This is a genomic window from Paenibacillus popilliae ATCC 14706 (assembly GCF_000315235.1).
Classification (GTDB): Bacteria; Bacillota; Bacilli; order Paenibacillales; family Paenibacillaceae; genus Paenibacillus_B; species Paenibacillus_B popilliae.
Genome location: NZ_BALG01000027.1, coordinates 30,399 through 49,751 on the forward strand (window position 1 = coordinate 30,399; position 19,353 = coordinate 49,751).

Sequence of the window (19,353 nt, forward strand, 5' to 3'; positions counted from 1 at the left end):
ACATGGGGAAACAAATAAGGAAATGGATTCTAGGATGCATGATCATACTCTGCATAGCAGGATTAGCTGGTATAGGCAAAGTGAACGATGGGGTAGTCATCTATTCTTCCCTTGAAGAGTATCGAAATGAAAAACTAAGGGAAATGTTGGAGGAATACTTACCCGACATCAATGTAACCATTCAATATATTTCAACGAATAAGGGTGCCGCCAAAATTAAGTTGGAAAAGAGCGGAACTGACGCAGATATTTTATTAGCTTTTGACGTACAGAGTATGGAATTAATCAAGGATGAACTACATGATCTGACGAGATACGAGACACGCCACTATTTGGACGGTTTGAATCCAGAGCATAATAAATATAGAGTGTGGGAGAGATTTGCAGGCGCTATCATTGTGAATAAAACACGGTTGGATACCATGAATTTGCCGATTCCCGAGCGTTATGAAGATTTAATCAATCCTTTATACAGAGACATGATAGCGATGCCGGATCCTAAATCGTCTGGAGCAGGTTACTTTTTTCTCAAGCATATCGTTAATGAATGGGGCGAGGAGAAAGCCTTTGACTATTTTGATAAGTTATATCCTAATATTAAGCAATTTACAACGTCTGGTTCGGGCCCGATTAAATTATTGTTGCATAACGAGATCGCGATTGGCTTGGGGATGACATTTCAAGCTGTAGGGGAAGCCAATAAAGGCGCCGATTTGCATATCATTTATCCGCCAGAAGGTTCTCCCTATTCTCTTTCGGGCATCGCCATGATCCAAGGCCGGGCAGATAGACCTGAAGTAGCGCGGGTATTTGAGTTTTTATATCGTCATTTTACGTTCTACGATAAAGAGAACTATTCTCCAGAACTTGTGTTTAAGACACAATCGATTACGATACCGAACTATCCAAAACATATTAAGTATGGGAATATGAAGGGATTAACATCGGCTGCGATAAAGCAGGACTTACTAAGGAAGTGGAAATATTGAGCGCATTGCCTAAATTAGCCGTTCATCAATTAAATAAAGATATTGATGGAAAACGGATATTAAAGGATCTTGATTTTACAATTCAAGAAGGGGAATTTTTGAGCATATTGGGGGACTCCGGGAGCGGAAAGTCGACATTGCTTAAAATTCTAATCGGCATTGAGGAGCTAAGCAGCGGTGAAATCAGGAAAGACGGCAACAAAATAGACAAACTGCCGCCTCATGAACGAGGGATCGGAATGGTGTTTCAGAACTATGCCTTGTTCCCGCATATGAGTGCAATGGAGAACATCATGTATCCCTTGATTGCAAACAAAAAAAAAGAAAAAGAGGCGAAACGAACCGCTTTCGACTTATTGGCTAAGATGGGCATGATCGAGCATAAGGAGAAGCTGCCCAGCCAGCTTTCCGGTGGCCAGAAGCAGCGAGTAGCGATTGCGCGTACATTGGCGCTCGAACCGGACATCCTATTGTTTGACGAAGCGTTGGCTGCATTAGATGCAAGCAATCGAATGAAGCTTAGCGCAGAGTTCAAAGAGATTCAAAAAGCATTCCAGGTAACGATACTGTATGTGACTCACGATCAAGAAGAAGCGCTCGGCATGTCAGACCGGGTGTTGATCTTGAACCAAGGGAAAATGGAACAGTTGGATACACCGTTTAATATATGCAAGAAGCCTAAAAGCAAATATGTAGAAGAGTTCGTTACTGTAAATTTGTACAAACGATTTCATAGCATGAAGCAACTGGTTGGAGATGATGGTGAAAAAAAATAGGCCCTTGCTGTTCAGTTCCCACGTTATCGTTCTTATTGTAAGTTTTTTTTTCATTAGCGTCCTCTTGCCGGTAGGGTATACGTTCCTCTGTGTCGATTGGACTACCGTAATCGAGGTATTCAGCGCGCCCTTATTTCTGGAGAGTCTGTTGAATTCGATGATTGCAGCCGCATGCGCTACGGTGATCAGTGTGATTTTAGCTTTTGGGTTAGCCTATATCATTACTAGAAGCCATATCAAAGGCAAAGAAGTTTGGCGGACTCTATTTATTGTTCCGATGCTTGTGCCTTCCATAGCGCATGGATTTGGCCTCATCAATTTATTTGGAGATAATGGGTTTATTACGCTGGCGTGTGGCATTAACATTCAATTGTATGGCATGAAAGGGATCGTTTTCGGAAGCGTTATTTATGCAATGCCGATTGCCTTCTTCATGTTTTCGGATATTTTAAGGTACGTGGATGCGGGAGTGTATGATGCTTGCAGGACATTGGGAATTCCGAAGGCACATGTTTTTTTTGATATCACCTTGGGAGTGATGAAAAAACAGTGCTTGATCGTTTCTTCAACCATTTTTACGATGGTATTCACCGATTATGGCGTTGCTTTGGCTATAGGCGGGAAAGTGAGTACGTTGCCTGTACTTTTATACCGCGAAGTCATCGGACTGTTGGACTTTTCCAAGGGTGGATTTATAGCGATTTTGCTCTTCATACCCGCAATCCTAACTTTTATGCTGGGCCGCAAGACAAACCAGGTAGAATTAGATCAAGTGAATGGACCCGGATATACGGCAACAACAAATAAAGCAAGAGATATATTGTATACCATTCTCTGTGCAGTAACCGCTTTTATTATGCTAATGCCCGTGATCTCATATACCATTATGGGAATTGTTGAACAATATCCTAATAATATGACGTTCACATGGAAACATATACAAGCCGTCATCACTGGCGGGGCAGGAAAGACAATCTACAATTCGCTTGTCATCTCGTTAGCAACAGCCCTACTAGGCACTACAGCAGCATATTTGATCGCATATGTCAGTATTCGATTGCCCAATCGGTCTATGGCGAGGATAATCCATTCATTGGCCGTGTTTCCACTAGTTATTCCAGGAATCGTGCTTGGGTTGGGTTATATTCAATTTTTTAGCTTCACCCCGATATATGGAACAGCATTCATCCTTATATTGGTGAATATGGTGCATTTCTTTTCGGCCCCCTACTTATTGGCTTACAATAGCCAGATTAAGATTCCCAAGGAGTTGGAACAGGCAGCTAGTTCAATGGGAATCAAGCAAATGGCGTATATCAGAGATATCCTGGTGCCTGCTACCGGTGTTACCATCCTAGAGATGTTTAGCTTTTTCTTTATTCATTCCATGGTTACGATATCGGCGGTCGCATTTTTAAGCAACACAAAAAATATGACGATCGCCTTACTCATTAACCAGTACGAGGCACAAATGTTGTTTAAAGAAGCAGCCGTCGTTGTTCTGCTCCTACTATGCATTCATTTGGCCTTTACATTGCTCGTTTCGCAGTTGAAAAAGTATTTATTTTAACTTCATCTAACAAGAAAAGAGAGATACCATGCTGACGAAAGAACAATTCGATATCCTGGTACAGTTGGAACAACATCGAGATGCGGGACTTGCTACACACAAAATTGCCCATAGACTGTTCAATCAACTTGCTTCTGAAGAATGGGTAAGCATGGAGGGCAACGACCACATTTTGATTACGGACAAAGGCTTGAATGCATTGGAAATCTATAAAGTGAAGCGTGCTGTATTTATTGTTGCTGGAATGGGAACAAGACTTTATCCATTTACAAAAGATAGACCTAAATCCTTAGTGGAAGTCAATGGGAAAAGCATGATAGAAGGCATATTAGAGACGATTCACAATATTGGTATTCGGGAAATCGTGGTCGTCAGGGGATACCTCAAGGAGAAATTCGACTTCCTGCTGGAGAAGTATCCTGATCTCATTTTTATCGATAATGACAAGTATGAACAATATAACAATATTTATTCCGCTTATCTGGCGAAAGATTATTTGCAAAATGCCTATATTTTAGAGGGAGACCTATTAGTAACAAATAAAAATATTATTCAAAAATACCAATATCAGTGCAATTATGTTGGTGTTTATCAAAATGAAACGACGGATTGGTGTTTAGAAATAGAAAACGGAAGAGTTGCCGCCATGAAATTGGGCGGGCAACATTGTTACTTGATGTATGGCATCTCCTATTGGGACGAGCAAGCCGGCAAGCAATTGAAAGAGGATATTAGCAAGGAGATTCAATTAGAGGGTGCCAAACAGCGATATTGGGATGAAGTCCCTACGAACCTATGTAACAAAAACTATCATATTCATGTAAGACCGTTTGCAGAAGGAGACATTATTGAGATTGATTCAGCAGATGATTTGCATGCTGCGGAAGAATGGTTGAAGCGGAGAGATTTGGATTCGTGTTTGAAGGCATAGAAGGCCTCGCTACCTAACCAGACAAGCACAGCGCCGCTAAAGGGTGTTGGGCTTGTTTTTTGTTAATAAAAAATTTCCAACCGGGAATACTCCAATTACAGTATCCCTTGGAAGGAGGCTGGACATGAGTGGGAAGGATGAACGTTCGGAGTACTCCGCGCTGGATAACGAACCGTTAGCTGCGACCTTGGAGAAGAATATACAACAGGTGAAAGAGACGTTGGGCAGCAGCACGGATCTCGTTGTCAGAGAAGTATGGGTGGGGGGGAGATCCGATCTTAAAGCAGCTATTCTGTACATCGATGGATTGGCCGATACGACGGTAGTGCAAGATTTTATCGTAAGGGCGGTTACGAGCAGCGAGATCATTTCGGAGGAGCATGCGCCTACGGCAGATCCCGATTGGTTCACCATATTCAAAGAATATGCTGTGTCGGTATCCCAACTTGAAGAAGTGGCCGATTATCACAAGCTGTTCAGCCACCTGATGAGCGGGGATACGATGGTTTTGCTCGAACGATGTGCTCGCGGGCTGGCTGCCGCAACGGCAGGCTGGGAGGATCGGGGGGTGCAGACACCCGAAGATCAGACGGTCGTAAGAGGTCCGCGCGATGCATTCACCGAAAATTTGAGGACGAACACGGCGCTCGTTCGCCGGAAAATCAAAAACCCGAAGCTATGGCTTCAGACCAAAACGATCGGGACGCTATCGCAAACGAGTGTAGCCGTCATGTACATGAAGGGAGCGGCAGACGAGCAGGTGGTGGAGGAAGTTCATCGAAGATTGGACATGCTGGAGTTGGCAGGCATATTGGAAAGCGGCATGATCGAGGAGCTCATAGAGGATCGAACGTATACCCCTTTTCCAACAATGTATAATACGGAAAGACCTGACGTGGTAGCTTCAGGGCTGATGGAAGGGCGTGTAGCGATATTGGTCGACGGAACGCCCTTCGTGTTGTTGGTGCCTGCGCTGTTTATTCAATATTTCCAGGCTGCCGAAGATTACTATCAGCGCTCCGATTTCGGGTTGATTCGAATGTTGAGAATGTTAGCCTTCTTTATTGCGCTACTGGGCCCGTCACTTTATATCGCCATTACGACGTTCCACGAAGAGATGCTCCCCACTGCATTAATGATCAGTATCGCCGCCGGGCGGGAAGGCATTCCCTTCCCTGCTTTTGTGGAAGCCTTGATTATGGAGACGATATTTGAAATTTTAAGGGAAGCGGGCGTTCGAATGCCGCGGGCGATCGGGCAGGCTGTATCCATTGTCGGCGCCCTTGTCATTGGCCAGGCGGCGGTAGAGGCCGGACTGGTATCGCCAGGGATGGTCATTGTCGTTGCATTAACCGCAATCTCCAACTTCTCGATTCCTGCCTATAGCATGGGGATTGCCGTTAGAATTTTAAGGTATCCGCTAATGGGGTTGGCGGCAATGGCGGGGTTGTATGGCATTTTTATCGGGATCGGGATGATTATGGTGCACTTGTGCAGCCTGAGATCGTTCGGCGTGCCGTACATGGCCCCGTTCTCCCCGTTCAATCTGCATGAGCAGGAAGACAGTCTCCTCCGACTGCCGAAGGTGAGCCTTGCCCAACGCATACACCCCATCAATACGAAGAAGAAGCGATGATGGGAGAGATAATCGTGGTACATGCGGCATATATAATGCGCATCGTGGCAATCTGGCTTATGGTGGCCCTGGCCTTGGCCGGGTGTTGGGACAGGAGAGAAGTCAATGATTTGGTTATCGCCGTAGCGATGGGGGTGGATCGATCCGAAGAGGGGTATACCGTCAGTGTTCAGGTCGTCGACCCGGCAGAAATCGCTTCGAAGAAGGGGAGCGGGCGTGCTTCGGTTACGGTCTATAAGGAGCAGGGGAAGACGGTATTCGAGGCCGTCAGGAGGATGACGACAACGTCTGCACGAAAAATTTACTTTTCCCATCTGAGAATGTTCCTGATTAGCGAAGAAGTAGCCGGAAAGGGGATCGGCCACGCGATCGAATTCATTTCCCGTGATCATGAATTTCGAACCGACTTTTATATCGCTATCGCCAGGGGGAGCAGGGCAGAGGAGATTTTGAAGGCCTACCCGGCTATCGAAAAAATTCCTGCAGAAAAAATGTTCTCCTCGCTGGAAATGTCAAGCAAATCGTGGGCGGCGACCGGGACGGTGAAGCTGGATGAACTGATCTCCGATATGATGACGGCCGGAAAGACGCCGGCCATTACCGGCATTCGGTACCTTGGCGATATCAAGGAAGGGGAAACAAAAAAAAACGTAGAGGCGACGGAAACGCCGGCAAAATTGAAATATGAAGGCATGGCGGTATTCCGGAAAGACAGGCTGGCAGGTTGGCTTAATGAAGAGGAGAGCAAAGGCTACAACTACATAAAGGGGAGCGTAAGGAGCACCGTGGGCGTGATCTCTTGTCCCGACGAAGCAGGACAGCTTACGATAGAAAGTATAAGAACAAACAGCCGAATTCATGTAAATAGAGGCAGCCGTACGCCGAAAATCGATATCCATATCAAGGCGACCGCCAATATCGGAGAAACGCAGTGCAAGGATAATCTGGCGGATACGACGGTCATTCAGGAGTTGGAGAAAATTACTAATAGGAAGCTGGCATTGATTTTAGAGAAGACGCTGAAAAAAGCGCATGACATGAAGCTTGACTTTATTGGCCTGGGGGCGGCCATTCATCGTTCCGCTCCCGGGGCATGGGCACGACTGAAATCGAATTGGCCAGAACGTATGGATTCGGTGCCCGTACATTTTCATGTCGATGTGAAGCTAAGAACTTCCGGTAAAACGAAAGGGACATTTCTTGAAAAATTGAAAGAATGAGCGGTTGTACCAAATGGGGGCGAATTCTCAGTGAAGCCTATGAAAATCAATCTGCGTCAATTTAAAATATTGGTCATTCTCTTCACTGTCGGGACGACAATTCTGGTTACACCCGCCGGATTAGCCGCAGAAATCGGACAAGATGCCTGGATGGCTCCCATCGCGGCAATAGTGCCAGGGTTGTTACTCGTTCTACTCTATATTGGGGTGAACCGTGCCGCTCCCGGAATGACCATCGCTGAAATAAGCGAGTCGCTGTTCGGTACATGGATTGGCAAGGGATTGGCGCTGCTGTTTATCCTGTTCGCCTTCTTGGGAGCCTCATTGGTGTTGTTCGATATTGGCAAATTCACGACTACGGTGCTGCTCCCGGAAACACCGCTGTTGTTTGTCAATGCGTTGCCTGCTCTTGTTCTCCTGTATGCGCTTGAGAGCGGCTTCAATACATTGGCCAGAATGGCGGAATTACTGTTCCCGTGGTTTGCGCTGCTGTTTCTATTTATGGTGGCGCTGCTGATTCCGCAAATTGATGTTCGGAATGTCCAGCCGTTCCTGGAAGCAGGACCGAAGGAACTGGCCCATTCGGTGCTGATGGTGTTGAGCCTGTCCTACATGCCTCTCGTCGTCTTCCTGATGGTTCAGCCCGTCGAACGGACAGAAGGCAACATAGGCCCTCAAGCTTTCATCGGGGCTGCATTGCTTGGCGGGGGGCTATTTTGTGTCGTCGCGGCGTTAACCATCCTTGTGCTTGGCGCGAACGTCACTTCTTTGCAAGAATATCCGGTCTATTCCTTAGCGCAGAGAATAAGCATCGGCAGATTTCTGGAACGGGTTGAAGCGATTGCGGCAGGTCTGTGGTTAATAACGACGTTTGTGAAAATGTCCCTTTACTTCTACGCAACGGTATCAGGGCTTGTTCGCCTTGCCCGCCTTCCGAGCTATCGAACCATATTGCTGCCAATGGTCGTGCTGTTAGTCGTTGTCTCGGTATTGATTTTTCCGAATTCGGCTGCAGCGCATCAATTCCTCTCTACAATCTGGATCACCATCGTATTTACGATGGGAGTGGTTATTCCCCTTCTCTTTTTCATAGGGTTGCTGTTCAAGCGGCGGATTCATAGGGGAGGGCAATAACCTCACAGCGTTCCCGACATCATCCTGTCACTCTCGATGTGCGTGCAATCATGAGCTGTTCGAAGGGACCGTGTTATGCTGAAAGCAAATATGAGAACTATTCTGGCGCATGATGACGATTCCACGAGGAGCCAAGGCCAGAGGAATGAATATAGAATACATTATTGCTGCATTCGAACGTGAAGGTTATCACGTCATCGGCAAGGAGGGAACATGCAATGAGTGAGATGATTCGCAATCACGGGCAACAGAATCAGAATACCAGTCGGGAGAGAAGCGAATGTATTCCGGATTATCATAGGTTCATGGGTGTGGCCGTTTCCCAGCATCAGCAGGGGCGGCCCTTCAAGCGAGCTTCGACCGGGCAATTGCTCATACCTATTGTTAATGGATTGTAATCGTTTTACGTGGCTCCCGCTAGGCAGTTATGGTATAATGTGAACAATAAAGGAGGAGTGTCTATGAATTACAAAGTTCGAGGTCAACACATTGAAGTGACAGACGCGCTGCTCGATTATGTCGAGAAGAAATTAGGGCGGCTGGAACGCTATTTCGAAGCTCCCCCTACGTCAGATGTCAACGTGACGCTGAGCGTAATACGTGATCTGCATATCGTTGAAGTAACGATTCCTTTGCCGGGCTTGCTGTTGAGGGCGGAAGATCGGAGCAAAGATATGTACGCTTCGATCGATTCCGTTACGGACAAGCTGGAGCGGCAAATCCGCAAGCATAAGACAAAGGTCAACCGGAAGTTCCGTCAGACGGGCACCGAAGCGCATCTGTTCAGTGATGTGGCTGCGCCGGTACCGGTGGATGAGGAAGACCAGCTCGAAGTCGTACGGATGAAGCGGTTCACGCTGAAGCCGATGGACGTCGAGGAAGCGATTCTGCAGATGAATATGATTGGACATAGCTTCTTCGTATTCTCGAACGCAGAGACGAAGGAAGTGAACGTAGTCTACCGCCGCGATGACGGGCGCTACGGCTTGATTGAACAAGGCTGATCGTGGCTTGGCCGGCTCTGTTGCATTGCGGTGTCAGAGTCTGCACCCAATACTCAAATTTGGACTAAGCCTATTCCCACAACGGAATGGGCTCTTTTCGCGCCTATACTACAGGATAGATGTTGCGTACACATCTTATGACCTGAATTGGCGGAAATGCGCGAATTCCTGCCCTGCCAAGGTTGCGGGCGCCTTTTGAAACTGTTACAATTTATTGCAAAACGAGTCAACGCCGCCATTCCCGAATCCACCCGCTCCGCGGGGGTGGGATGGACGAAGAAATCACGAAGGGATTTGCGTGAAAGGGGTTTAGCATGCTAGGACTTGTGAAAAAGATATTCGGTGATGCCAACGAACGCGAAGTGAAACGGTTGATGAAGACCGTAGACCTGATCAATGGCATGGAGCCGGAATTCGTGAAATTAACGGATGACCAGTTGCGTGGGAAGACAGAGGAATTCCGCGCCCGTCTCGAGAAGGGCGATGCGTTGGATCAATTGCTGCCTGAAGCGTTCGCTACCGTCCGCGAAGCGGGCAAGCGCGTGCTTAACAAGCGCCACTATGACGTGCAACTGCTAGGCGGTATGGTGCTTCATGAAGGCAAAATTGCTGAAATGAAAACCGGGGAAGGGAAGACGCTGGTCGGAACTTTGCCCGTCTACCTGAATGCCCTCGCCGGCAAAGGCGTGCATGTTATCACGGTCAATGACTATTTGGCAACGCGTGACAGCGAAGAGATGGGGCAAATCTACCAGTTCCTCGGCATGACGGTCGGCTTGAATCTGGCCGGTATGGATCCGCTCATGAAGAAGGAAGCCTATGCCTGCGATATTACGTATGGGACCAACAATGAGTATGGTTTCGATTACTTGCGCGATAATATGGTGCTCTACAAGGAACAGATGGTTCAGCGTCCGCTGAGCTTTGCCATTATTGATGAAGTGGATTCGATTCTGATCGACGAAGCGCGGACGCCGCTGATTATTTCCGGACAAGCTGCCAAGTCGACGGAGTTCTACCATATTGCGGATACGTTCGTTAAGACGCTGAAGCCGGAAGAGGACTACACGATCGACGTCAAGACCCGTCAAGTGGCTCTTGCGGAACCCGGAGTATCCAAGGCGGAGAAGATGCTCGGCGTCGACAACCTGTTCGATGTGAAGAACGTGACGTTAAACCACCACGTCCTGCAGGCGCTCAAGGCGAATGTGATTATGCGCCGCGACGTCGATTATGTGGTGAATGATGGCGAGATCGTCATCGTCGATGAGTTCACGGGCCGCATGATGGCGGGCCGCCGGTACAGCGACGGCCTCCATCAGGCGATTGAAGCGAAGGAAAAGCTGGAAGTGCAGAACGAGAGCATGACGCTCGCGACGATTACGTTCCAGAACTACTTCCGGATGTACCGCAAGCTGGCCGGCATGACCGGTACGGCGAAGACGGAGGAAGAAGAATTCAAGAGCATCTACGGCCTCGAGGTCGTCCAGATTCCGACGAACAAGCCGAACCAGCGGAAGGACGGGCCGGATGTCGTCTACAAGACGGAGAACGCGAAGTACAACTCGGTCGTTGAAGAGATTGTGGAGCGGCATCAGATGCAGCAGCCGGTGCTTGTCGGCACGGTATCGATCGAGAACTCGGAGCTGCTATCGGATAAGCTGCGCAAGAAGGGCATTAAGCATCAGGTCTTGAATGCGAAGTTCCATAGGGAGGAAGCCGAGATTATTTCGCGCGCGGGGCAGCCGGGTCAAGTTACCATCGCGACCAATATGGCTGGGCGCGGTACGGATATTATTCTCGGTGAAGGCGTGGCGGCGCTCGGCGGTCTGCATATTATCGGGACGGAACGCCATGAGAGCCGCCGGATCGACAACCAGTTGCGCGGCCGTGCCGGACGCCAGGGCGACCCGGGCTCGACGCAGTTCTATCTGTCGCTCGGGGACGAGTTAATGCGCCGCTTCGGCGCGGACAACGTGCTCGGCATGATGGAGCGCCTCGGCTTCGAGGAAGATCAGCCGATCGAGTCGAAGTTGATTACGCGCGCGGTAGAATCGGCGCAGAAGCGGGTCGAAGGCAATAACTTCGACTTGCGCAAAGTCGTCCTTCAATATGACGACGTGATGAACCAGCAGCGCGAGATTATTTACCGTCAGCGCCGCGAGGTGCTGGAGGCAGAAAATATCCGCCAGATCGTGATGGATATGATCAAGCCTTGTATCGAGCGCACCGTCGACGCGCACTGCAATGAGGACGATATTCCGGAGAACTGGGAGTTGCAGGAGATCGTCGATTATATGCACCGGACGATGCTTGATGAAGATACGATGACGAAGGATGATCTGTGGGGCAAGGAGAAGGACGAAATCGTCGAGTCTCTGTTCAACAAGGTCGTAGAAAAGTATACCGAGCGGGAAGAGCGTCTCGGATCGGAACTCGTGCGCGAGTTCGAGAAGGTTGTCGTGCTTCGCGCGGTCGACTCCAAATGGATGGATCATATCGATGCGATGGATCACCTTCGCCAGGGCATTCATTTGCGCGCTTACGGCGGTACCGATCCGCTGCGTGAATATCAGTTCGAGGGCTACGAAATGTTCAACAACATGGTCGCTTCCATCCAGGAAGAAGTAGCCCAATATATTATGAAGGCTCGTGTAGAACAAAACGTGGAACGCCAAGCCGTGGTCGACGAGAGCAACATGTCGACCAATGCCGAGCCGGCGGTCAAGCATCCGGTTGCCAAGGGCGAGACGATCAGCCGGAATGAGCCTTGCCCTTGCGGCAGCGGCAAGAAATACAAGCAGTGTCACGGTAAGCAAGAATAAATAGGGGCGCTGCCTGCCAGGCCAGTCCCCGCTGCCAGTGATCAATAAACCACCGCAGGAGGCACTGTCGAAGTGGTGGGGCATTAAGCCGATGAGAAGGACGGGCGGCATAAGAGTGAGCCGCCCGTTATTCGGATCGCAGGGAATGGAACGACTTCCCTTCCCATACAATAGGTTCGAGGTGACAGCAGATGATAGATGCAAGTGTACGCCATCAATTGCGGGATATCGCAGCCAAATTGACCAACCTTAGGGGGTCTCTTTGACTTCGATCTGAAGCAAGAGATGATAGCGAACTACGAAGAGAAGATGTCGGCGCCGGACTTCTGGGACGATAACGAACGGGCGCAAGGCATGATTAGCGAGTTGAACGCCATCAAGGGCATTGTGGAGGAGTACAGCAGCCTGCAGCAGGACTATGAGGACACACAGATGATGCTGGAGTTGGCCGACGAGGAACATGACGAAGGCCTCGCCCAGGAACTGGGGGAGGGCGTGAAGCAGCTATATGGGCGGGTCGAGCAGTTCGAGCTTCAACTGCTGCTCAGCGAGCCATACGACAAGATGAATGCCATCCTGGAGCTTCATCCGGGCGCCGGCGGCACCGAGTCCCAGGACTGGGGTCAGATGCTGCTGCGCATGTATACGCGCTGGGCGGAGCAGCGGGGATTCAAGGTCGAAGTGCTGGATTACCTTCCGGGGGATGAAGCCGGCATCAAGAGCGTTACGCTGCTGATCAAAGGATACAACGCATACGGTTACCTGAAGGCGGAAAAAGGCGTTCACCGGCTGGTGCGCATCTCTCCATTCGATTCTTCCGGCAGACGCCATACGTCCTTCGTGTCCTGCGATGTCGTTCCCGAGATTACGGATGATGTCGATATCGAGGTGCGGAACGAGGATTTGAAGATTGATACGTACCGGGCCAGCGGCGCCGGCGGCCAGCATATCAATACGACGGATTCGGCCGTGCGGATTACGCATATTCCGACCGGCATCGTCGTGACATGCCAGACGGAGCGCTCCCAGATCAAAAACCGCGAACGGGCGATGACCCTCCTGCGATCCAAATTGTACGAACGCAAGATAGAAGAACAGCAGAAGCAGCTTGCCGAAATCCGCGGTGATCAAATGGATATCGCGTGGGGCAGCCAGATCCGTTCGTACGTGTTTCACCCGTACAGCATGGTCAAGGACCATCGCACCCAGGTGGAGACGGGCAACGTCGGCGCCGTCATGGACGGTGACATCGACGAATTCATTGAAGCGTATTTGCGCACATTAATTCAACCCGCTTCCGAATCTTAATAGAGGCTGTTCAAAAAGCCGGGACTTTTTGAACAGCCCTACGATAGACCGACTCGCCACCTGCGCCGATGTTCACATCGGGGCAGTTTTTTTCTGCACGGCAACGCTTCACTTTGCTAGAGCGGCACCTGCAATACGATGATGGACGCGGTCCATGCTCTGCAATTATGGTGACGAAGGAGAGACGCAATCGTTATGCCAACTCAATCCCAATCTCAAGCGCTAGCCTCATCGGCAGCTTCGCACAAGCCGCGGCGCCGCGAGTCCCGGCTGCCCTATCATCATCCGCTTCGGATCGTTCTTGATTACAGCTTGATTTTACTCGGGGCGTTCATTATAGCGCTGACGTTCAACAGTCTGATGCTGCCGAATCGCATTGCCTCCGGCGGCATCTCCGGTCTGTCCATTCTGCTTGAAAAGCAATTCGGCTGGAACCCGGCCTACACCCAATATGCTTTCAATATTCCGATATTCATTATCGGCGTTCTGTTGCTCGGCAAGCAGTTCGGCGTACGGGCATTCGTCGGTTCGCTGGTGCTGCCGACCTTTATATTTCTGACGAGCCATATCGAGTCCGCGACAGATAACCCACTGCTGGCGTCCATATTCGGCGGCCTCGGCATCGGTCTAGGCCTCGGCATCGTCTTCCGCGGGCGCGGATCGACGGGGGGCAACGCCATCTCGGCGCAGTTGCTGCACCGGTACGGACGCATCAGCCTCTCGCTGTCCATCGCGATCTGCGACGGCATCATCATCGCGTTGGCGGGCTTCATGCTTTCGTTCGAGGGCGCCATGTACGCGCTCATTGCGCTATTCATTACGAGCAAGACGGTCGACATCGTCCAGGTCGGCCTCGGCTCCACGAAGGTCGCCTTCATTATCAGCGAGGAGGCGGAGCGGATGTCGGAGGTGATCCTGCATGATCTCGATCGCGGCTTGACGAAGCTGCGCGGGGAAGGCGGATTCACGGGGGAAGGAAGAACCGTATTGATGGTCGTCGTCGGCCAGACGGAGATGATTAGGCTGAAGGAGCTGGTCCGCTCTGTCGATCGGCAAGCTTTTATCATTGTTAGCGATACGAATGAAGTGCTGGGAGAAGGGTTTAAGCTGTCTCCCGACAAGCCGTAAACGGAGTCATAACCACAATATATTCATTGCCAGGGAGAGTCTGGACATTCGTCGAATGTTCAGACTCTTTTCTGCATGATGGATGTTGGATGCGATGAGAGTTGATGAGGGGAGGCGTCAGAGCGAGTGTATCGATTGTTCGGCAAGCCGCGTCAGTGGCCGAAGCCCAAGCTGAAGCAGCCGAAGGAGATGTAATTCGTTCTCCATATCAATCGGATCGGACTGCGGAAGCGCCATGAGAATACTGGACAGGGAACAGCCTTGGCCCCATACGGCCAAGGCTGTAAGTATGCTGTTCATACGTTCGCAAGAGAGCTAGGCGGCATTTCCCGCGGCACAGGCTCCGATGATGTATTCGGCTTGAAATCAGGCCCGTTGATTCCATCCTCCACAATCGGCTCCTTCTCCGGCAGCGGCTTCGCCGGAATGATCCCGCCGCCATTGTTCACGGCAACCAACGACGGTTGGGGCTGGTAGGTATCTATCGCAATGCGCTCACGCTCCACCTCTTTGCCGTCTACCACCTTAATTCGGTATGACTCAACGACATAACCTTTCTTGCCCTGCTGCAGCACCTGCTCCGTGCCGGCGGGCAGATTCGGGTTTTTGACATACTTTATTTGCGGATCCAGCACCTTTACCGTTTTCGTCTCTATTTTATAGGAAATGCTTTTATCCATCGTGCCGAAAAATTTGATCGTAAAGCGCCCATTTTCGGTCTCGGCCCGGATAAGGAGGTGCTTGCCGGTACAGTTTTTGAACTTGAAGTTGATATACCCCTGGGAAAAGGTCGCGTCGAGCCCCAGAGGCAGGTACGAGACCGGCAAGGAATGATTGCGGCGTTCGACGATCTCCAGTCCTGACCGGAGCACCGCATTGTAGAGCGTGCTCGATACTTGGCAGATGCCGCCGCCAATACCGGGCACCAATTTGCCGTTATAAATGACAGGGGCTTCCTTGAAGCCGTACCTCTTCTCTGTCTCCGCAATCACTTTGTCGTAATCGAAAATGTCACCGGGCTTCAATATCATGTCGTTGATCGTTTTGGCGGTAGATACGACATTATGCGTGCGCCCGTCCTCGGATTTGGCGAAGGCGGTCGAGAATTCGACAATTTTCCGCTCAATCCCTTCCGCCTTCAGGAAGGCGACCGTTACCGGCGGATCGGTCAGCACGAGGGAGGCTTCGATGTGGATGGCTCCTCCCTCATACCAGGCCGGAGGAATGGCTGCCCGAATCAACTGCTCCAGTTGCCCCCGATCGACGCGGTATACTTGTCGCTCCGGCGTGTAGACGACCTCATCATCCTTCGTAATCTCGCGCGAGGCATTAACCGGCTTCCCGAAGCTTGCCGCCTCCCAGCCTGGCGTAAATCGCTCCTTCCATACACTCGCTTTCCAATGAAACTGTATCTCCCAGTCTTTCTTGAAGCTTCTTCTTGCCGTTATTCGCTCCCATAGAGACCCTTCCTGCAAAGGCTTCAGCGCGGCCAACAACGGCTTCGCATTATAGGTTACCCCGAGCTCGGACAAGGTCGTCCTCACCGGAGCTGCTCCGTTGGATCCGAAGGTGATCTCCACCGGTGTCGCTTCGAATTGCCGAAGCCGCTGATCCAGTTCCTCGCCAAAGGCAGCAAAGCTCATCCCGCCCACTTCCCAGAAAGAGAGCCGGACCTCCGGCGGAAGGCGGTCTTGCGAAGCATAGCTGTGGGCCCATCCCCACAAGACGGTAACGGCCAGCAGCAGCGAAGCAGCTGCGATGAATAGCGCATGTATTTTTTTCAAACCGATTGCCTCCTGCGTGAAGAAAGTAAAAAATCTGTCTCTCTCACTATATGCGCGCAAAGGGGCAAACTTTACTTGGAAAGCGTAACGGTTGCCGGGTCATCAGCTATGCTTTTTCAAAAATTCAAATGTTCTCCCTAGTGTTTTTTCGGCATGGGGAGAAGTAAAGTCAAATTGATATTCATGGCCTAACTCCGAATGGGTGCCTTCAAATAATACGCTGTCCACTTCGACCCCGTTCCTGACGAGAACGTCGATAAGATCTAGGGAATGCGGCGCCAAAGAATCCGCGTCTCCCACGGTAAGAAAGACAGGCGGATAATCCGGTGTGACATGGTTAACCGTGGACATCTCATTCAAGCGCGTGAAGGTGGCGAAATCCTTGACTCCCGTATAGGACCACAACACCGACTTCACTCCAAGCCGCAGGATAAAAGAGGGCGAAGGCTGAGTCATTCTATCCATGTTGTACAGACCACAGTATAAGAGGGCACCTTTGAGCTGTTTTTTATCGATAGAGGGCTGTATTCCCATCGACTTGGCCAGGCTTTCATTCGTAATCACGGCCGCGGTTTGACTGGCGATTTGAGCCCCCGCCGAATCACCGCCAATAAATAATCGGCTCATATCACCGCCGTATTGCCCAATATGGTCCTGCAAATAGTTCAGTGCTTGATTGGCTTGCATGACGGGAGCCGGATATTTCTGCCCTGGAGCAAGGGCGTAGTTGATATTGGCTACGACATATCCCTCATTGGCGAGCGCCATTCCATACTCTTGCGTTTGCTCTTTATTGCCGGATACAAATCCCCCTCCATGTATCCACATAATGACGGGGAGATCCTTGCCGGCATTTTTCGGATAGTAGATATCGAGGAGGCTATTCTCCATGCCGTGCTCATCGTACACAACATCTTTTACGACATGAACTTGCTTGTTGATCATCTCGATGTTGGCGGGTGACGCAAAGGGCTTCCATTCGAAGAGATGCTTCATGATCAGGGCATGAAAAGAAGGAGTAAACTGACCGATGAGATATATGAGCAATACAGGAATAATAAAAATGCACACGATAACGGCACCAAGTATCCATCGTATGATTCGATGACGCGTGTTCTTTGTTTTCACTCGAATCAACCATTCCTTTCTCGTTGTTGCTGCTTGCTAAGTTAGTTCGTTGATCCCGCTACGGCAAGTATGTATATTGTAACATAAGAAGGATGGTTAGGAAAAATGACCTTTCCCCTTGCGGGCTAAATTAGGGTTCAGATCGACATTTTCCGCCTGTTGTACCCATGTCAAATCTCGGACGTACCGGAAAGATGTTGAAATTCGCTTATTATTAGAGGAATTGGCCTGCGGGTGTCGAATATGTAAAGGCTAATCTTTAATTACGTAGGGTGTGATGATTTGATAGAAATGCAGGATGTGTGGAAGACGTACCCGGACGGATCGCATGCGTTGCGCGGGGTATCTGTCCAGATTGATAAGGATGAGTTCGTCTATGTGGTTGGTCCTTCCGGAGCGGGGAAATCAACCTTTATGAAGCTGATATACAGAGAGGAAATCCCGACGAAAGGGCAGATTGTCGTCAGTGGATTCAATATCGGGAAGTTGAAGCAGCGCAAGATTCCGTTCGTGCGGCGCAATATTGGCGTCGTGTTTCAGGATTTCCGCCTGCTGCCCAAGCTAACTGTTTATGAAAATGTGGCCTTTGCGATGGAAGTGATCGAGGCTCCGCCGAAGGTCATTAAGCGTCGGGTGCCAGAGGTGCTCGAACTGGTTGGCTTGAAGCATAAGGCATCGAGCCTGCCTGCCCAATTGTCCGGCGGGGAGCAGCAGCGAATCGCGATCGCCCGGGCGATTGTGAACAATCCTTCCGTTATCGTCGCGGACGAGCCGACCGGCAACCTTGACCCCGAGAATTCCTGGGGCATTATGAAGCTGCTGGAGGAAATTAATTACCGCGGAACGACGATTGTCATGGCAACGCACAACAAGGATATCGTCAATGCGATGCGTCAGCGGGTTATCGCGATCGAGCACGGACATATCGTCCGGGATGAGGTTCGGGGGGAGTACGGATATGACTTTTAATACGTTGGCCCGCCATCTGAGAGAAGGCAGCAAAAGTCTGTTCCGCAACGGATGGATGTCATTCGCCTCCATAATTTCGATCGTGATCTCGCTGTTTATTCTCGGTGTATTCCTGGTATTGTCCATCAACGTCAATGCCATTACGAACAATATTGACAATCAAGTGCAGATTCGGGTTTTCCTTCAACTGAATGTGACACCGGAGCAGGCGAAGCTGCTGGAAACCGATATCGGCAATATGTCCGAGGTCAGCAAGGTCGCCTTCATCTCGAAGCAGGAAGGGATGAAGCTGCTGGAGCAGCAAATGGGCGAAGACGGCAAGGAACTGCTGGCCGGCTATAACGACGAGACCAATCCGCTGCCGGATTCCTTCACGATCGATGTCTACCAGCCGGATGATGTGCCGATGGTGGCCAAAAAAATTTCGATGCTGAACGAGACGAACAGCGCCAAGCCGATCTGGAAGGTGCAATACGGCAAAGGCACCGTCGAGACGCTCTTCCAAGTCACCTCGACCATTCGCAACTTCGGGATGATCATCGTTGCCGGGCTGGCCGTTACGGCCATGTTCCTTATTTCTAATACGATTAAAGTTACGATTATGGCGCGCCAGCGCGAGATCGGCATAATGAAGCTGGTCGGCGCGACGAACTCCTTTATACGCGGGCCGTTCTTCGTGGAAGGGGGCCTGCTCGGCATCATGGGTTCGGTGGTGACCATCGCCCTGCTATTCTACGGGTATCAGCAGCTAACCACGCATTTTGAGTTCGGACTGATGATGATTAAGCTGGTTCCCCTTACAGATATTTGGCTGCTCGTGGGCGGGACGCTGCTCGGCCTCGGGATCGTCATCGGCGTATGGGGAAGCACGATTTCGATACGAAAGTTCTTGAAGGTTTAATCGCTTTTTGCAAAATAGGACAATCCACGCAGATGTACCGGATAAGAGTA

17 protein-coding genes are annotated in these 19,353 nt (G+C 50.3%); 14 read left to right on the forward strand and 3 right to left on the reverse strand.

What is annotated here, in order from left to right:
* The first annotated feature begins 2 nt into the window (after positions 1-2).
* From PPOP_RS03400 to PPOP_RS03455, 12 genes are all read left to right on the forward strand, one after another.
* Positions 3-989 carry an extracellular solute-binding protein gene (locus tag PPOP_RS03400; RefSeq protein WP_006284651.1) on the forward strand — a complete coding sequence of 329 codons (987 nt, stop codon included), beginning with the start codon at positions 3-5 and terminating at the stop codon, positions 987-989.
* Complete coding sequence (locus PPOP_RS03405; RefSeq protein ID WP_006284652.1) at positions 977-1,765, forward strand: ABC transporter ATP-binding protein; 789 nt, start codon at positions 977-979, stop codon at positions 1,763-1,765. Before PPOP_RS03400 ends, PPOP_RS03405 begins: the two co-directional genes overlap by 13 nt.
* Positions 1,766-1,922: 157 nt before the next feature.
* Positions 1,923-3,335 carry an ABC transporter permease gene (locus PPOP_RS03410; RefSeq protein ID WP_006284653.1) on the forward strand — a complete coding sequence of 471 codons (1,413 nt, stop codon included), beginning with the start codon at positions 1,923-1,925 and terminating at the stop codon, positions 3,333-3,335.
* A gap of 28 nt (positions 3,336-3,363) precedes the next feature.
* The gene (locus PPOP_RS03415) at positions 3,364-4,266 is read left to right on the forward strand and encodes a CTP--phosphocholine cytidylyltransferase (RefSeq protein ID WP_006284654.1); all 903 of its coding nucleotides are present in this window, start codon (positions 3,364-3,366) and stop codon (positions 4,264-4,266) included.
* Between the two features lie 124 nt (positions 4,267-4,390).
* A complete protein-coding gene (locus PPOP_RS03420; protein ID WP_006284655.1) occupies positions 4,391-5,902 on the forward strand; it encodes a spore germination protein in 1,512 nt (503 codons plus the stop codon).
* A 14-nt stretch (positions 5,903-5,916) separates the two neighbouring features.
* Entirely contained in the window at positions 5,917-7,122 is a 1,206-nt protein-coding gene (locus PPOP_RS03425; protein WP_234399658.1) for a Ger(x)C family spore germination protein, read from the forward strand.
* Between the two features lie 39 nt (positions 7,123-7,161).
* Positions 7,162-8,256 carry a GerAB/ArcD/ProY family transporter gene (locus PPOP_RS03430; RefSeq protein ID WP_006284657.1) on the forward strand — a complete coding sequence of 365 codons (1,095 nt, stop codon included), beginning with the start codon at positions 7,162-7,164 and terminating at the stop codon, positions 8,254-8,256.
* 218 nt (positions 8,257-8,474) lie between these two features.
* Positions 8,475-8,654 (forward strand): hypothetical protein, encoded by a 180-nt coding sequence (locus PPOP_RS03435; RefSeq protein WP_042227272.1) that lies wholly within the window; start codon positions 8,475-8,477, stop codon positions 8,652-8,654.
* A 63-nt stretch (positions 8,655-8,717) separates the two neighbouring features.
* Positions 8,718-9,260, forward strand: coding sequence for a ribosome hibernation-promoting factor, HPF/YfiA family (gene hpf / locus PPOP_RS03440; protein ID WP_006284658.1), 543 nt, complete (start codon positions 8,718-8,720; stop codon positions 9,258-9,260).
* A 314-nt stretch (positions 9,261-9,574) separates the two neighbouring features.
* Complete coding sequence (secA, locus tag PPOP_RS03445; protein WP_006284659.1) at positions 9,575-12,085, forward strand: preprotein translocase subunit SecA; 2,511 nt, start codon at positions 9,575-9,577, stop codon at positions 12,083-12,085.
* Between the two features lie 191 nt (positions 12,086-12,276).
* Positions 12,277-13,393 (forward strand): peptide chain release factor 2 gene (prfB, locus tag PPOP_RS03450; protein ID WP_148277815.1). Its coding sequence is split into 2 segments (ribosomal slippage): positions 12,277-12,348 and positions 12,350-13,393, totalling 1,116 coding nucleotides; the frame shifts between segments, so codons are not numbered across the junction.
* Between the two features lie 195 nt (positions 13,394-13,588).
* The gene (locus PPOP_RS03455; protein ID WP_006284661.1) at positions 13,589-14,521 is read left to right on the forward strand and encodes a YitT family protein; all 933 of its coding nucleotides are present in this window, start codon (positions 13,589-13,591) and stop codon (positions 14,519-14,521) included.
* Positions 14,522-14,638: 117 nt separating this feature from the next.
* On the opposite strand, the gene PPOP_RS22510 is transcribed toward PPOP_RS03455, so the two are convergent.
* The 3 genes from PPOP_RS22510 to PPOP_RS03470 all read right to left on the reverse strand — a co-directional run bounded on the left by PPOP_RS22510 (position 14,639) and on the right by PPOP_RS03470 (position 17,433).
* On the reverse strand, positions 14,639-14,821 hold the full coding sequence (locus PPOP_RS22510; RefSeq protein WP_042227274.1) for a hypothetical protein: 183 nt from the start codon (positions 14,819-14,821) through the stop codon (positions 14,639-14,641).
* Positions 14,818-16,305, reverse strand: coding sequence for a VanW family protein (locus PPOP_RS03465; RefSeq protein WP_006284662.1), 1,488 nt, complete (start codon positions 16,303-16,305; stop codon positions 14,818-14,820). Before PPOP_RS03465 ends, PPOP_RS22510 begins: the two co-directional genes overlap by 4 nt.
* A 102-nt stretch (positions 16,306-16,407) precedes the next feature.
* Positions 16,408-17,433 (reverse strand): alpha/beta hydrolase, encoded by a 1,026-nt coding sequence (locus PPOP_RS03470; RefSeq protein WP_234399659.1) that lies wholly within the window; start codon positions 17,431-17,433, stop codon positions 16,408-16,410.
* 282 nt (positions 17,434-17,715) lie between these two features.
* Between PPOP_RS03470 and ftsE the strand changes: the two genes are divergently transcribed.
* Together ftsE and ftsX are read left to right on the forward strand one after the other, a co-directional pair.
* The gene (gene ftsE, locus PPOP_RS03475) at positions 17,716-18,402 is read left to right on the forward strand and encodes a cell division ATP-binding protein FtsE (protein WP_042227276.1); all 687 of its coding nucleotides are present in this window, start codon (positions 17,716-17,718) and stop codon (positions 18,400-18,402) included.
* The gene (gene ftsX / locus PPOP_RS03480; RefSeq protein WP_006284665.1) at positions 18,392-19,303 is read left to right on the forward strand and encodes a permease-like cell division protein FtsX; all 912 of its coding nucleotides are present in this window, start codon (positions 18,392-18,394) and stop codon (positions 19,301-19,303) included. The genes ftsE and ftsX overlap by 11 nt, the downstream gene beginning before the upstream one ends.
* Positions 19,304-19,353 lie beyond the last annotated feature (50 nt).